This window comes from Streptomyces sp. NPDC026673, from assembly GCF_040638135.1.
In the GTDB taxonomy this organism is placed as follows: Bacteria; Actinomycetota; Actinomycetes; order Streptomycetales; family Streptomycetaceae; genus Actinacidiphila.
The window spans coordinates 43,330-57,222 of the sequence record NZ_JBEZXR010000058.1; the positions used below are offsets into that span (position 1 = coordinate 43,330).

General features: G+C 72.7%; 15 protein-coding genes. 12 read left to right on the top strand and 3 right to left on the bottom strand.

The annotated features are described in order from the left end of the window. Positions 1-34: 34 nt before the first annotated feature. Together AB0F62_RS30820 and AB0F62_RS30825 are read left to right on the top strand one after the other, a co-directional pair. Positions 35-973, top strand: coding sequence for a M56 family metallopeptidase (locus tag AB0F62_RS30820; RefSeq protein WP_361806539.1), 939 nt, complete (start codon positions 35-37; stop codon positions 971-973). A 9-nt stretch (positions 974-982) separates the two neighbouring features. After that, positions 983-1,696, top strand: coding sequence for a phosphatase PAP2 family protein (locus tag AB0F62_RS30825; RefSeq protein ID WP_361806542.1), 714 nt, complete (start codon positions 983-985; stop codon positions 1,694-1,696). Positions 1,697-1,699: 3 nt separating this feature from the next. Here AB0F62_RS30825 and AB0F62_RS30830 read toward each other — a convergent pair whose 3' ends face one another. Then, on the bottom strand, positions 1,700-2,245 hold the full coding sequence (locus tag AB0F62_RS30830) for a hypothetical protein (protein ID WP_361806545.1): 546 nt from the start codon (positions 2,243-2,245) through the stop codon (positions 1,700-1,702). A 59-nt stretch (positions 2,246-2,304) separates the two neighbouring features. On the opposite strand from AB0F62_RS30830, the gene AB0F62_RS30835 reads away from it, so the two are divergent. From AB0F62_RS30835 to AB0F62_RS30845, 3 genes are all read left to right on the top strand, one after another. Then, positions 2,305-2,868 carry an SMI1/KNR4 family protein gene (locus AB0F62_RS30835; RefSeq protein ID WP_361806548.1) on the top strand — a complete coding sequence of 188 codons (564 nt, stop codon included), beginning with the start codon at positions 2,305-2,307 and terminating at the stop codon, positions 2,866-2,868. A gap of 69 nt (positions 2,869-2,937) precedes the next feature. Next, positions 2,938-3,633 (top strand): HAD-IA family hydrolase, encoded by a 696-nt coding sequence (locus AB0F62_RS30840; RefSeq protein ID WP_361806551.1) that lies wholly within the window; start codon positions 2,938-2,940, stop codon positions 3,631-3,633. A gap of 165 nt (positions 3,634-3,798) precedes the next feature. Then, on the top strand, positions 3,799-4,437 hold the full coding sequence (locus AB0F62_RS30845; protein WP_361806554.1) for a TetR/AcrR family transcriptional regulator: 639 nt from the start codon (positions 3,799-3,801) through the stop codon (positions 4,435-4,437). Here the strand turns inward: AB0F62_RS30845 and AB0F62_RS30850 are convergent. Beyond that, complete coding sequence (locus AB0F62_RS30850) at positions 4,428-5,771, bottom strand: hypothetical protein (RefSeq protein WP_361806591.1); 1,344 nt, start codon at positions 5,769-5,771, stop codon at positions 4,428-4,430. The genes AB0F62_RS30845 and AB0F62_RS30850 overlap by 10 nt on opposite strands. 164 nt (positions 5,772-5,935) lie before the next feature. Here AB0F62_RS30850 and AB0F62_RS30855 point away from each other — a divergent pair, with 164 nt between their 5' ends. The 3 genes from AB0F62_RS30855 (at position 5,936) to AB0F62_RS30865 (ending at position 9,676) form a co-directional block, all read left to right on the top strand. Continuing rightward, a complete protein-coding gene (locus AB0F62_RS30855) occupies positions 5,936-6,580 on the top strand; it encodes a DUF305 domain-containing protein (protein WP_361806557.1) in 645 nt (214 codons plus the stop codon). 143 nt (positions 6,581-6,723) lie between these two features. Then, on the top strand, positions 6,724-8,070 hold the full coding sequence (locus AB0F62_RS30860; RefSeq protein WP_361806560.1) for an FAD-dependent oxidoreductase: 1,347 nt from the start codon (positions 6,724-6,726) through the stop codon (positions 8,068-8,070). A 187-nt stretch (positions 8,071-8,257) separates the two neighbouring features. Continuing rightward, positions 8,258-9,676: a nucleobase:cation symporter-2 family protein gene (locus AB0F62_RS30865; RefSeq protein WP_361806563.1), complete on the top strand. Its 1,419-nt coding sequence runs from the start codon at positions 8,258-8,260 to the stop codon at positions 9,674-9,676. Here the strand turns inward: AB0F62_RS30865 and AB0F62_RS30870 are convergent. Then, a complete protein-coding gene (locus AB0F62_RS30870) occupies positions 9,578-9,973 on the bottom strand; it encodes a helix-turn-helix domain-containing protein (RefSeq protein ID WP_361806566.1) in 396 nt (131 codons plus the stop codon). The two genes, AB0F62_RS30865 and AB0F62_RS30870, sit on opposite strands and share 99 nt — an antisense overlap. 164 nt (positions 9,974-10,137) lie before the next feature. Here AB0F62_RS30870 and AB0F62_RS30875 point away from each other — a divergent pair, with 164 nt between their 5' ends. The 4 genes from AB0F62_RS30875 (at position 10,138) to AB0F62_RS30890 (ending at position 13,799) form a co-directional block, all read left to right on the top strand. After that, on the top strand, positions 10,138-11,223 hold the full coding sequence (locus AB0F62_RS30875; protein ID WP_361806569.1) for an exo-alpha-sialidase: 1,086 nt from the start codon (positions 10,138-10,140) through the stop codon (positions 11,221-11,223). 31 nt (positions 11,224-11,254) lie between these two features. Continuing rightward, the gene (locus AB0F62_RS30880; protein WP_361806572.1) at positions 11,255-11,932 is read left to right on the top strand and encodes a uracil-DNA glycosylase; all 678 of its coding nucleotides are present in this window, start codon (positions 11,255-11,257) and stop codon (positions 11,930-11,932) included. Positions 11,933-11,957: 25 nt separating this feature from the next. Next, the gene (locus tag AB0F62_RS30885) at positions 11,958-12,797 is read left to right on the top strand and encodes a phospholipid scramblase-related protein (protein ID WP_361806575.1); all 840 of its coding nucleotides are present in this window, start codon (positions 11,958-11,960) and stop codon (positions 12,795-12,797) included. A gap of 126 nt (positions 12,798-12,923) precedes the next feature. Then, complete coding sequence (locus AB0F62_RS30890) at positions 12,924-13,799, top strand: hypothetical protein (RefSeq protein WP_361806582.1); 876 nt, start codon at positions 12,924-12,926, stop codon at positions 13,797-13,799. Positions 13,800-13,893: the final 94 nt, after the last annotated feature.

Below are 13,893 nucleotides of genomic sequence, written 5' to 3' on the forward strand. Positions count from 1 at the left end.
CCCGTGCGGAGCGGCGCCCTCATAGTGTGGCGGCATGACCGTCCCGCTCGCGCTGCTCCTGCTCGGTGCGGTGGCGGCCGCCATGGCCCCACGCCTGCTCACTCGCGCCGCATGGCCGGAGCGGGAACCGGTATTGGCCCTGTGGGTGTGGCAGTGCGTGGTCGGCGCGGTCCTGCTCTGCCTGTTCCTGGCGATGGCCCTCAGCGCCTCCGCCACCTGGGCGTGGCTGCGCGAGGGGCTGTTCGCCTTCGCCCCCCATGGCGTCGTCGACGCGTACGAGCTGGCCGGTTACGGCCCGTGGGCGGGCTATCTGGCGGTCCTGCTGGCCTGCGGAGGCGTCTGGACGGCGGCCATGCTCGCCCGCGAGATCCGCGGGGCCCGTTCCCGGCAGCGGGCGCGGCGCGCCGAACTGCGGGACCGTTCGCCGCGGCTGCCCGGCGAGGCCGCCGCCTCCGACGAGCGGCTGGTCGTCCTGGAGAGCGAGCGCCCCGACGCCTGGTGGCTGACCGGGCCGCGGCCGCAACTGGTCATCACCACGGGCGCGCTGCGCCGCCTGAAGGGACGTCAGCTCGACTCCGTCCTGGCCCACGAGCAGGGGCACGCGCGGGCCCGCCACGACGTCCTCCTGCACTGCGCCGGCGCCCTGGCGTCGGGCTTCCCCCAGGTGCCCGTCTTCGCCGGCTTCCGCGACCAGGTGCACCGGCTGATCGAACTGGCCGCCGACGACATCGCCTCACGCCGCTTCGGACGTCTGACCACCGCCCTGGCCCTCGTCGAACTCAACGAGGACCGCGGCGTGTTCGGTCCCTGCCAGACGCCGGACGCGCAGGTCCCGGTCCGCGTCAACCGGCTGCTGGACCCGGCGCCCCGCCTCACCCGCCTCGGTCGCGCCCGTGCCTCCGCCTTCGCGTTGATGATCCCGGTCGTCCCGCTGCTCGTGGCCTTCGGCCCGGGAATCGGTGCGCTCACGTAGCCTCGGACCATGCACGCCCCTCCCGTACCGTCCGACGTCCGGGATCCCGGCCGCGCGCTGCGCACCGCGTGCCTGAGCCAGTGCGCGGCGGCCTCCGCCGCCTTCCTGCTGCTGCTCGGGCTCGTCGCCGCGCGCTGGGGACCACTGCTCGCCGCCGACCGCCGCATCACCGTCGACCTGCACGTATGGGCCGTACGGCACTCGGGCTGGACCCAACTCAACCGCGTCCTCACCGACTGGGTGTGGGACCCGCTGACGATGCGCCTGCTGCTCCTGGCGGCCGTGGTGTGGCTGCTCGTACGCCGGGAGAACCGCCAGGCCCTGTGGCTCGTGCTGGTCGGCACCGTCGGCTGGGTCGTCCAGTACGCCGTCAAGGCCCTCGTCGGCCGGGAGCGCCCGCGCTGGCCGGACCCCGTGGACAGCGCCGCCTACGCGGCCTTCCCCTCCGGTCACGCGACGACCGCCGCGCTCGCCTGCGGTGCCCTGCTGTGGCTGCTGCTGCTCCGTCTGCCGGCCCACTCACCGTGGCGGGTGCTCGCCGTCGCCGTCGCCTTCGTCTCCGTCGTGGGAGTCGGCTTCACCCGTGTCTACCTGGGCGTCCACTGGCCCTCCGACATCCTGGGCGGCTGGCTGCTCGCCGTCGCCGTCCTGACGGGGACGGCGGGGTGGTGCGAGCCCTGGCGCGGCGACGGCCGCAGGGAACCGGAACGGACGCCTTCCTGACGGTCAGGGGGACTCCTCCGGCTCCGCTGCGAAGACCGGGATGCGCCCCGGCGGACCGGGCAGCGGAACGACGTCCTGCCGCACGGCCAGATAGAAGTCCGCACGCGCGGTGCGCTGCCGCTCGAGCAGGGCCGCCCACCCTCGGGGGTCGCGGGTCCCCGCCCGCACGAACCGCTCCATCACGGCGGCCGACCCCGCCCAGCCGTGCGCTGCCTCCAGTACCTCGGGCGCGCCCAGCATCAGCAACGCCTCCCACGCCAGGTCGCGGGTCTCCGAGGCCTCGCCGAGTCGCCGCGCGGCCTCGTCGGCGGCCAGCGGGTGGGGGTGGGGGTCGTTGCCCAGGCCGGCGGCAGCCCTGAACAGCACGGACACCACGGCCTTGTGCGCGCCCGCGTACTGGGCGTAGGCGGTCAGCCGGCGTTCCTCCCACCGCACGCGCTGCTCGCGCCGGAACCGGGTCCGGTCGCCGAGGGCGACCGCCGCGTAGGAGCCGGCGGCGCCGACGACCACACCGACCAGGGCCGGAAGCTGCGCGAGGACCGAGGACATCGCGGCACCCTATCGGGCCCGCTCCCCGCTGTCGGCACCGGCTGGTATCCATGGTCCCCATGGACACCGAACACGCCTCTCCCGAGGACCTCGCCGCGCTCCGCGCGGCCTTCGACGTCGACGACGACGGCGAGTCGGCGCTCGGCTGGGAGACCGTGCGCGCGTTCGAGGCGCGGCACGGCGTCGTACTCCCCGAGCCCTACCGGACGTTCGTCGCCGAGATCACCGACGGCTCGTTCCAAGGGCCGCCCGAGTTCGGGCTCGTGGGCCTGGAGGAGCTGCCGGGCGACTGGGGGGACCAGCGGCCCGAGCGCGATCTCAGCCGCCCCTTCCCGCTGACCTCGGCCTGGATGTGGGAGGACGACGAGCGGCCGGAGGAGGAGCTCGCCCCGCTCCTCGGCCCGGTCTTCGACCACGGCTCGATCGTGCTCGGCACGGACGGCTGCGGCATGTACTGGTACCTCGTCGTCACCGGGCCGCAGCGCGGGCGCGTCTGGAACATATGCGGCGAGGGCGCCTGCCCGTTCGGCGCGGAGTCCGGTCACACCACCACCGCCGCCGGGTTCGCGGACTGGGTGGGTCACTGGGCGGCCGGCAAGCCGTGGTTCGACGCCCTGCGGTAGTCGCGACGAGCTCGGCCCCGGTGCCGCTGCCGCCGTTACCCGGCAGCCGCGGCGGGGAGGATGGCGGTCATGACCGTCAAAGGATGCATGTTCGACTTCTCCGGGACCCTGATGCGGGTGGAGCCGGCCCGGAACTGGCTGCGCACCGTGCTGGAGCGGAGGGGGATCGCCCTCGGCTCAGAGGAACTGGCGGCGTACGCGGAACGGCTGGAGCGCGCCGGCGGGCTGCCCGGCGGCGCCGCGCCGGAGCGGGTGCCGGGGCATCTGGAGCGGATGTGGCGGGAGCGGGACCTGTCGGCGGAGCATCACCGCGCGGCGTTCACCGCGCTGGCGCGGGAGGTGGAGCTGCCGTGGGAGGGGGTCCACGAGGCGCTGTACGAGCGGCACATGGAGCCCGCGGCCTGGTCGCCCTATCCGGACGCGCCGGAGGTGCTCGAGGAGTTGCGGCGCCGGGGGGTGCCGGTGGCGGTGGTGAGCAACATCGGGTGGGATCTGCGGCCGGTGTTCCGCGCGCATGGTCTGGAACCGCTGGTGGACGTCTTCGTCCTGAGCTTCGAGCACGCGGTCCAGAAGCCGGATCCGCGGTTGTTCCGGATCGCCTGCGAGGGGCTGGGACTGCCGCCGGAGCGGGTGGCGATGGTCGGCGACGACCGGCGCGCGGACGGCGGGGCGGCGGCGCTGGGCTGCGCGGTGCACCTGGTGGACCATCTGCCGGTGGAACGGCGGCCTTCGGGGCTGCTGCCGGTACTGGATCTGACCGTGTGAACGGGCGCGGCGGCACATCGCCGGCCCGGCGCGGAAGTGCGGTACCCGGCGGTCCCCCGCGCCGCCGGGTACATGCACCTCACCCCGTTACCCGCATGAACATGCCACTCACACGGGCCGGCTCTGAGTATATTGGCTCCGAGCCAGTCAACGCAGGAGTAAAGCATGTCCCCTCGGCGACCGTCGGTCAATGAAGCGATGCGCCGGCGTTCACGGGAGCGTCTGCTGCAGGCGACGGTCGAACTCGTCGAGGAACGCGGGTTCGAGGCCACGACCCTCGGGGACATCGCCGACCGGGCCGGGACGGCGCGCGGTCTGGTCTCGTACTACTTCCCGGGCAAGCGGCTGCTGCTGCAGTCCGCGGCCCACCGGCTGATGCACGGAGAGCTGGCGGCGGCCCTGGAACGGGAGCCGCGTCCCGCGGACGGCCGCGAGACGCTGGCCCGGGCGATCGACGCCGTCCTGGCGCTGCCCGTGCGCCATCCGGTCGTGATGCGGGCGCACATGGCCGGCATCCTCCAGGCCGAGGGGTTCAGCGAGTGCGAGGAACGGCAGCGGCTGGCCGAGCTGCTGCTGGGCGCGATACGTGCCTGGGGTTCCACGGACGCCGAGCAGGACTACCGGATGCTCCGGGCCCTGCTCATGGGCGGGGTGTTCGCGCAGTTGATCCCGGGCGCGGCGATGCCGCTGCCGCGGTTGCGGGCGGAGTTGTTCCAGCGGTACGGCCTGGCCTGGGAGCTCGGCGTTCCGCCGGGCGAGTTACCGCCCGGCGGAACGCCGCTGCCAGATGCCGATCAGCGATAGTCGGGCTGGGTCTGGACGTTGAGCTCGGCGAGCCGGATGCCCCGGGCGCTGTCGGTGCGCCGGTCGGAGATCTTGAGGACGTCGAAGCCCTTGGCGATGTCGTTCGAGTAGATGTAGCCGTTGTAGTAGTAGGCGCTCCAGGAGCCGCCGAGCGTCAGGGTGTCGGTCGAGATGGGACCGCGCTCGAAGTAGCCGATCTCCTTGGGGCGCGCGGAGTCGGTGAAGTCCCAGACGGAGACGCCGCCCTGGTACCAGGCCTGCACCATGATGTCGCGGCCCTTGACGGGGATGAGCGATCCGTTGTGGGCGACGCAGTTCTCGGTGTCGGCCTGGTGGCGCGGGATCTTGTAGTAGTTGCGGAAGACGAGCTTGAGCTTGCCGTGCTTGCGGGTGATGTCGTAGATGCCGTCGGCACCGCGCTGCGGACCGATCGCGGTGTTGCACTCGGCGCCGCCGCCACCGCCGAGTTCGTCGGTGAAGACGACCTTGGTGCCGCGCTCGTTGAAGGTCGCCGAGTGCCAGAACGAGAAGTTGACGTTGTCCTGGACGCGGTCGATGACCTTGGGCCGCTCGGGGTCGGAGATGTCCATCAGGATGCCGTCGCCCATGCAGGCCCCGGCGGCGAGCCGCAGCTTCGGGAACACGGTGATGTCGTGGCAGCCGGTGGTCTCACTGACCCGGGCCTGGGTGTCGGTGGGCGGGATGCCCGGGTTGCCGCCGTCCGGGAAGAGGACCGGGAAGGCCGTCACGGCGGCCTGCTCCGGGTGGTGGCGCGGAATCTTCACCACGGAGATGCCGTCGTGCGGAGGCTGGCAGTCCGGGAAGGCGGCGTTGGGCGAGTAGGAGGAGACATAGACGAAAAGGTCACGCTTTTCGGGCACGAGGGTGTGCGTGTGGGAACCGCAGCTGGTCTCCACGGCGGCGACGTAGCGCGGGTTGGCCTTGTCGCTGATGTCGAAGACCTTGACGCCCTCCCACGAGGTCTTCTCACTGGCCGGCTGGCTCGTGCTCGCGCAGGAGTTGTCCGAGCGCGAGGAGTCGGTCGACAGGACCAGCAGGTTCCCGGAGACCGAGATGTCGTTCTGCGATCCGGGGCAGAGGACCTGGCTGACCACCTTGGGGCTGGTGGGGCGGCTGATGTCATAGATCACAAAGCCGTCGTAGTTGCCCGCGAAGGCGTATCTGCCCTGGAAGGCCAGGTCCGTGTTGAATCCGGCCAGCGACTGCTTGGGTATGTTGACCAGGTGCTCGACGTTGGCGCTCGTGACGACCTCGTCGACACCGGGGATGGTCCCGTCGGCGGTGGCTGGGGCCTGGGCCGCCACTCCGAGCATCATGACGGTGGCGGCCGCGAGGGCCGCCAGTCGTCCGGGGCGAGCGAGGGCTGTACGAAAGCGCTTCACCGCATCCTCCCTTGTGTCCGTTCGGCATTGAACTTCATGCGGACCCCGGCAGTATGGCCCTTCTCATGTACGCGCCAAAAGATGACAATGGGCCGGTGTTTTCTTCGTATCGTCTGACGACGCTGTTCGCCCTTGTCCTGACCGTCTCTTCGGCGTTGGCCCTGACCGGCTGCGACGGCGGCTCGGGGAACGACGCCGCGACCGCCGCTCCCTCGGTCATCGCCCCGGGAGCGCCCGGCGAACGGGCCACCACCCTCTCCGCGGACGAGGCGGCGAAGGCCCGCCCCGACGACACCCCGAACGCCGCGGACCTGACCTACGTGACGAACATGATCGCCCACCACCAGCAGGCGCTTGCCATGACCGCGCTCGCCGACACCTACGCCTCCGACAAGCGCGTCCGCGGCCTCGCCGGACGCATCGACGCCGCACAGGGCCCGGAGATCGAGAGCATGGAGGCCTGGCTGAAGACCAACGGCAAGGGCGCGCACGCTCCCGGCCACGACCACGCCGCGATGCCCGGAATGGCCACCGCCGCGCAACTGGCGGCGCTGCGCGAGGCGCGCGGCGCGGAGTTCGACCGGCAGTTCCTGAGCCTGATGATCACCCACCACCAGGGAGCGGTGACGATGGCCACCGACGTGCTCACGCAGGGCCGCAACGTCCAGGTCGGCGAGTGGGCGAACGAGGTGATCGCCCAGCAGAGCGCCGAGATCGCCCGGATGCGCGCCATGGGCTGACATCGCCGGCCGCGACACGCTCCGCCGCCCTCCCGCCGGTGGTCGCTCGGTGCGATGCTGGACATGGCCGCCCGTCCCGCCCGGTTCCGGGCGCGTACGGGCCGTCCGAGGTGAACCGAACCCTCGCCGAAGGGGAGGCGCCCGTGCTTCGTGTGGCAGTCGTCGGATCAGGTCCCAGCGGGGTGTACACGGCCGAGGCGCTGACCCGCCAGGAGGCGGTGCCGGACGTCACGGTCGACGTGCTCGACCGGCTGCCCTGCCCGTACGGGCTGGTCCGGTACGGAGTGGCGCCGGACCACGAGAAGATCAAGTCCCTGCAGGGCACGCTGCGGCGTGTGCTGGAGGACCCGCGGATCCGCTTCCTGGGGAACGTGACCGTGGGCGGCCCCGATCTCACCCCGGAACGGCTGCTGGGGCTCTACCACGCGGTGGTCTACTGCGTCGGAGCGGCCACCGACCGCCGCCTCGGGGTGCCCGGCGAGGACCTGCCCGGCAGTTGCGCGGCGACCCACTTCGTCTCCTGGTACAGCGCGCACCCCGACGAGGCGCCCGACGGCTTCCTGCTGCACGCCCGCTCCGCCGTCGTCATCGGGGTGGGCAACGTCGCCGTGGACGTGGCCCGCGTCCTGGCCCGGGGCGCCGACGAACTGCGGCACACCGACGTGCCCGAGGGGGCGCTGCGCGCCCTCGCGGACAGCCGGGTCACGGACGTCCACATGGTGGGGCGGCGCGGGCCCTCGCAGGCGAAGTTCACCACCAAGGAGCTGCGCGAGCTCGGCGACCTGCCCGACGCGGACGTGGTCGTCCACCCCGAGGAGCTCGCGCTCGATCCCGCGTACGCCGATCCGCGGGAGCTGCCCGCGGCCGCCCGGCGCAATGTGGAGGTGCTGCGCGGCTGGGCGTCCCGGCCCGCGGCGGGCCGGCGCCGCCGCATCCATCTGCGCTTCTTCCTGCGGCCGGTGGCGGTGCTCGGCGAGGACCGGGTGACGGGAGTGCGGTTCGAGCGGACCGCCCCGGACGGACAGGGCGGGGTGCGCGGCACCGGCGCCCTCGAGGACATCGGCGCCGGACTCGTCCTGCGCTCGGTCGGCTACCGCGGGGTGCCGCTGGACGGGCTGCCGTTCGACGACCTGCTCGGCATCGTGCCCAACGAGGAGGGCCGCGTGGTGCGCGGTGGCACCCGCTCGCCCGGCGAGTACGTCGCCGGCTGGATCAAGCGGGGGCCGACCGGGGTCATCGGCACCAACCGGCCCTGCGCCAAGCAGACGGCCGCCGCGCTGATCGCCGACGCGGACACGCTGCTGGCCCGCCGCACGACCACCGCCGATCCGCTGGAGGGCCTGCGGGCGCTGGGCCAGGATCCCGTCGAGTGGAGCGGGTGGGAGGCCATCGAGGCCGCCGAGGCGGCGCTCGGGCGGTCACTGAACCGAGCGATCGTGAAGATCCCGGACTGGGAAGGGCTGTTGGCCGCGGCCCGGCTCACGGGGTGAGCCACGTCGCGGGCAGCTCCGCAGGCGCTTGCGCGGGCACCTCGGCGAGCTCCGGCGCCGGCGCCTGCGCATACGTCTCCGCGCACGTCTCCGCGCACAAGGGGCCGTTTACGCTCTCCGGGGTCCCGGGCAGGCACTCACGTCATCGTCCGACCGCTTCACCCGCGCCGCGCTCGAGGAGCTGCCCATGGCGACACCGACCGACAGCCCCGGCCCCGCCGTCCATCCCGTCGACGAGGTGCTGCCCGCGGTCCAGCTCGGGGCGTTCGGGCTGCAGCACGTGCTCGCGATGTACGCGGGAGCCGTCGCCGTACCGCTGATCGTCGGCAGCGCGCTGAAGCTGTCCCCCGCGGACCTCGCCTACCTGATCACGGCCGACCTGCTGGTGTGCGGCATCGCCACGCTGCTGCAGTGCGTGGGCTGGTGGCGCTTCGGCGTCCGGCTGCCCATCATGCAGGGCTGCACCTTCGCGGCGGTCTCGCCCATGGTGCTGATCGGCCAGGACGGGGGACTCCCCGCGATCTACGGCGCCGTCATCGTCTCGGGAGTGGCGATGGTCCTGCTGGCGCCGGTCTTCGGGCGGCTGCTGCGCTTCTTCCCGCCACTGGTGACCGGCACCGTGATCCTGGTCATCGGGCTCAGCCTGCTTCCGGTGGCCGGCAACTGGGCGGCGGGCGGAGTGGGTTCGGCCGACTTCGGGGCACCGCGGAACATCGCGCTGGCGGCCGCCGTGCTCGTGGCGATCCTGCTGATCCAGCGATTCGCGCCCGGCATCGTCGCACGGGTCGCGGTCCTGGCGGGCATCGTGCTCGGCACCCTGGCGGCCGTTCCGCTGGGCTTCACCGACTTCGGGGCCGTCGGCGACGCGGGCTGGCTCGGCGTCAGCACCCCGTTCCACTTCGGCACTCCCGCCTTCCAGGGCGCGGCGATCGTCTCGATGCTCGTGGTGGCGCTGGTGACCATGACCGAGACGACCGGCGACATCATCGCGGTGGGCGAGCTGACAGGCCGCCACGTCGAGCCCGGGCGGCTCGCGGACGGGCTGCGCGCGGACGGCGTCTCGACCGTGCTCGGCGGAGTCTTCAACACCTTCCCGTACACCGCCTACGCGCAGAACGTCGGCCTCGTCGGACTGACCCGGGTGCGCAGCCGCTGGGTGGTGGCGACCGCGGGCGGCATCCTCGTCCTGCTGGGGCTGCTGCCCAAGCTGGGCGCGGTGGTCGCGGCGATTCCGGCGCCCGTGCTGGGCGGCGCCGGGCTGGTGATGTTCGGAACGGTGGCGGCCAGCGGGGTGCGGACGCTGTCCGCCGTCGACTTCCACGGCAACCACAATCTGACCGTGGTGGCGGTGTCCGTCGCGGTGGGGCTGCTGCCGGTCGGCGTCCCGACGGTGTACGACGCCTTCCCCGACTGGTTCCAGACGGTGATGGACAGCGGGATCAGCGCCGGGTGCATCACCGCGATCGCCCTGAACCTGCTCTTCAACCACCTCCCGGGCGGCTCCGGTTCAGGTGCGGACGGCGCCCGCGGCCGGGCCGAGCCGCCCGTCCTGCCCGTCGGCGGCGGCGAGGACGCTGCCGAGAAGCCCGGGGAAGAGCGCCTCTAGGTCCTCCCGGCGCAGCGCGTTCATCTTGGACGTGCCCCGGTAGGTCTGGCTGATCACGCCGGCCTCGCGGAGCACCCGGAAGTGGTGGGTGGAGGTGGACTTGCTGACCGGCAACTCGACCTCGGAGCACGCCGCCGCCGCTCCGCGCGCCGCCAGGGTCCGCACCACGCGCAGGCGCATGGGGTCGGACAGGGCGTGCAGGACGGCCTCCAGGCGGATGTCCGCGCGGTCCGGGTGCTCGCACACCCGCCCGCCGGAGGCGGGGGCGGCCGTGGTCGGGGGCTGCGGCGGCGTCATGGTCCTCATATTACGAGGGAGCTCGTAGTTCGACAGGTTACGTACTACGGCACATGCCGTAGAAGGCGCCGCCCGCAGAACGCGCGCCATGGACCCCGTTGTCGGTGGGGCGGTGCAGAATCTGTGATGCAGGACACATTCCCGGATTTCGGAGATGGTGCGTCATGGACGACGTCGTACTCGCGATCGGCACACGCAAAGGACTGTTCCTGGGACGGCGGGACGGTGCCGGGGCATGGGAGCTGACCGGTCCGCACTTCCCCATGCAGGCGGTGTACTCGGTCGGCATCGACACCCGCCGCGCGGTGCCGCGGCTGCTGGTCGGCGCGGACAGCTCGCACTGGGGGCCGTCGGTGTTCCGCTCCGACGACCTCGGGCGCAGCTGGGAGGAGCCGGCCCGGCCGGCGGTGCGGTTCCCCAAGGACACGGACACCTCCCTGGAGCGCGTCTGGCAGCTCCAGCCCGCCGGCACCGGGGCACCGGACCTGGTGTGGGCCGGCACGGAGCCGGGCGCGCTGTTCCGCTCGGACGACGGCGGGGTGACCTTCGAGTTCGTACGGAGCCTGTGGGAGCACCCGCAACGGAAGCAGTGGGGCGCCGGCTTCGGCGGCCAGGCGGTGCACACGGTCATCACCGATCCGCGGGACGCCGACGCGGTGATCGCGGCCGTCTCCTCCGGTGGCGTCTATCGCTCGGTCGACGGCGGCAAGAGCTGGGCGGCGTCCAACACCGGGATCAAGGCGGAGTTCCTGCCCGACCCCTACCCCGAATTCGGCCAGTGCGTCCACAAGATCGCCCGGGACGCCGAGGACCCCGACCGGCTGTATCTGCAGAATCACGGCGGCGTCTACCGCAGCGACGACGCGGGCGCGAGCTGGACGGAGATCGGCAAGGGCCTGCCCGCGGACTTCGGCTTCGCCGTCGCCGCCCACCCGCGCCGCGGCGGCGTCGCCTACGTCTCCCCGGTCAACGACGGCAGCGACCGCTACCAGCCCGACTACCGCTGCCGGGTCTACCGCACGGAGGACGCCGGCGCCTCGTGGACGGCCCTGTCCACCGGGCTGCCCGCGGAGGAGCACTACGGGGTGGTGCTGCGCGACGGGCTGCGCACCGACGACGCGGACCCGGTCGGGGTCTACTTCGGCAACCGCAACGGCGAGGTGTACGCCAGCGCCGACGAGGGCGACAGCTGGCGGCTCGTGGCCTCGCACCTGCCGGACGTGCTCTGCGTGAGGGCGGCCGTGGTCTGATTGTCGGTGCGAGCCACTAGAGTGACTCCCCGTGGCAGCACGACCGTTGAACGAGATCGTCGAAGAGGGCTGGGCCAAGGCGCTGGAGCCGGTCGCCGGAAGGATCGCCGCGATGGGCGACTTCCTGCGCGCCGAGATCGCCGCGGGCCGCACCTACGTGCCGTCGGGGGCGAACGTGCTGCGCGCGTTCCAGCAGCCCTTCGACGACGTCCGGGTGTTGATCGTGGGCCAGGACCCGTATCCCACCCCGGGGCACGCCGTCGGGCTCTCCTTCTCGGTGGCCCCCGAGGTGCGGCCGATTCCCGGCAGCCTGGAGAACATCTACCGGGAGCTCCACACCGACCTCGGCCTGCCCCGGCCCTCCAACGGCGATCTGACCCCCTGGACCCGGCAGGGCGTCCTGCTGCTGAACAGGGCGCTCACCAACGCGCCGCGCCAGCGCGGCGCGCACCGCGGCAAGGGCTGGGAGGAGGTCACCGAGCAGGCCATGCGCGCGCTGGTCGCGCGCGGCAAGCCGCTGGTGTCGATCCTGTGGGGGAGCGACGCGCGGAACCTGCGTCCGCTGCTGGGGGACCTGCCGGCCATCGAGTCCGCGCACCCCTCCCCCATGTCGGCGGACCGCGGCTTCTTCGGCTCGCGCCCCTTCAGCCGGGCCAATGACCTTCTGACGCGTCAGGGCGGGAGCCCGGTGGACTGGCGGCTGCCCTGACAGGGGTAGCCGCTACCCTGCCCGGGTGACGACGCATTCGAACACTCCGGCGGGCTGGTACCCGGACCCGCACGGCAATCCGAACCTGCTGCGCTACTGGGACGGATCCCAGTGGACGGAGCACACCCACGCCGGCGGTGGGCAGGTCCCTCAGCAGCCCAAGGACAACCCCTGGGAGCTGGGTGTCGACGGGGGTCACGACCCGTCCCGCATCCAGCGCCAGGTGCAGCAGCAGGCGGGCGTCGCCCCTGTCGGCCCCGGCGGCGGCACACTCTTCAGCGAGCCCGTCCTGGTGGTCAACCAGAAGGCCAAGCTGATCGAGCTGAACAACGAGTACAGCGTTTTCGACCAGCAGGGGCGTCAGCTCGGCTCGGTGGTCCAGGTCGGCCAGAGCACCGCGCGCAAGGTGCTGCGCTTCGTCGCGAGCGTCGACCAGTTCATGTCGGTGCGGCTCGAGGTGCGGGACGCGCACGGACAGCCGCAGTTGCTGCTGACGCGGCCCGCGAAGTTCATCAAGTCGAGGGTGATCGTGCAGCGCGCCGACGGCCTGACGCTCGGCGAAATCGTGCAGCAGAACGCCATCGGCAAGATCAACTTCGCCTTCGAGGTGAACGGCCAGAAGATCGGCGCGATCAAGGCCGAGAACTGGCGCGCCTGGAACTTCGCCATCGTCGACCACACCGACACCGAGGTCGCCCGGATCACCAAGACCTGGGAGGGCCTGGCGAAGACGATGTTCACCACGGCGGACAACTATGTGCTGCAGATCCACCGCCCGCTGCCGGACCCCCTGCTGAGCATGGTCGTCGCCTCCGCGCTCACCGTGGACACGGCCCTCAAGCAGGACTCGCGCGGACTCGGCTGATCGCCGCGCGCCTACGGTGCCGGGGTGCGCGGACCCGGCACCGTATCAGGACAGAACCGGACAGGTAACCCCTGCGATGGACCCGCCCGAACAACAGAGCGCGCAAAGGCACTAGCATGCCTCGCCATGAGCACTGCCGAAGGCCCCGCACCCGGCCTGCCCGTTCGTATGCCCCGCCCCCGCCAGCCCGGGCGGCACCGGCGGCCGGAACCGCTGACCACGCCCGAGGGCGCCCCCACGCTGGTCCTCGCCGTGCCCGGCACCCCGTCCTCCGCGATACGCAGTCTCGCGGAGGAGATCGTCAGCATCGCCCGCATCGAGCTGTCCGGTCTCGACCCGCGCATCGGCTACGTCGACGGCGACGGCGAGGAGTACCCGACTCTCGAGTCCGTGCTGGCCCAGGCCGCCGCCGAGCGCGGCGACGAGGCCCCCGCGGCCGTCGTGGTCCCGCTGCTGGCGGGTCCCGAGGCGTCGGTGATGCGCCGGATCCGCCAGGCCGTGATGGACAGCCGCGTCGCGGCCGAGGTGACCGACGTGCTCGGCCCTCACCCGCTGCTGGCCGAGGCGCTGCACGTGCGGCTCTCCGAGGCCGGTCTGGCCCGCGCCGACCGCGCCCGCCTGTTCACGGTGGCCACCGCCGCCGACGGCATCATCCTGGCCACCGTCGGTGGCGAGGAGGCCGTCCAGGCCGCCGGTGTGACCGGTCTGCTGCTGGCCGCACGGCTCGCCGTGCCGGTGATGGCCGCCGCGCTGGACATCGAGGGCTCGGTCGCCCAGATCGCCGACCAGCTGCGTTCGTCCGGCTCCCTGACGCTGGCGCTGGCGCCCTACGTGGTCGGCCCCGAGGTCGCCCCCGAGGTGCTGCACGACGCCGCCAAGGAGGCCGGCTGCTCCGCGGCCGACGCGCTGGGCCCGTACCCGGCCATCGGCAAGCTGGTCGTCGCCACGTACACGGCGTCCCTGGGCATCGCCCAGCAGTCGCAGGGCGCTCCGACGAGCTGAGCCTGCGGGCCGCCGACGACAACGGCGTGGGGGGCGGGCCCCCCGGGCGCCGGGGGGGGGCGGGCCGCCCGGGGGGCGGCGGGGGGGGCCGCAC

Bases quoted from the DNA above. Each gene is read 5' to 3' on its own strand.
- AB0F62_RS30825 (WP_361806542.1), top strand. From the start codon at position 983: ATGCACGCCCCTCCCGTACCGTCCGACGTCCGGGATCCCGGCCGCGCG.
- AB0F62_RS30820 (WP_361806539.1), top strand. From the start codon at position 35: ATGACCGTCCCGCTCGCGCTGCTCCTGCTCGGTGCGGTGGCGGCCGCC.
- AB0F62_RS30865 (WP_361806563.1), top strand. From the start codon at position 8,258: ATGGCGACACCGACCGACAGCCCCGGCCCCGCCGTCCATCCCGTCGAC.
- AB0F62_RS30830 (WP_361806545.1), bottom strand. From the start codon at position 2,245: ATGTCCTCGGTCCTCGCGCAGCTTCCGGCCCTGGTCGGTGTGGTCGTC.
- AB0F62_RS30840 (WP_361806551.1), top strand. From the start codon at position 2,938: ATGACCGTCAAAGGATGCATGTTCGACTTCTCCGGGACCCTGATGCGG.
- AB0F62_RS30890 (WP_361806582.1), top strand. From the start codon at position 12,924: ATGAGCACTGCCGAAGGCCCCGCACCCGGCCTGCCCGTTCGTATGCCC.
- AB0F62_RS30870 (WP_361806566.1), bottom strand. From the start codon at position 9,973: ATGACGCCGCCGCAGCCCCCGACCACGGCCGCCCCCGCCTCCGGCGGG.
- AB0F62_RS30875 (WP_361806569.1), top strand. From the start codon at position 10,138: ATGGACGACGTCGTACTCGCGATCGGCACACGCAAAGGACTGTTCCTG.
- AB0F62_RS30845 (WP_361806554.1), top strand. From the start codon at position 3,799: ATGTCCCCTCGGCGACCGTCGGTCAATGAAGCGATGCGCCGGCGTTCA.
- AB0F62_RS30835 (WP_361806548.1), top strand. From the start codon at position 2,305: ATGGACACCGAACACGCCTCTCCCGAGGACCTCGCCGCGCTCCGCGCG.
- AB0F62_RS30850 (WP_361806591.1), bottom strand. From the start codon at position 5,771: ATGCTCGGAGTGGCGGCCCAGGCCCCAGCCACCGCCGACGGGACCATC.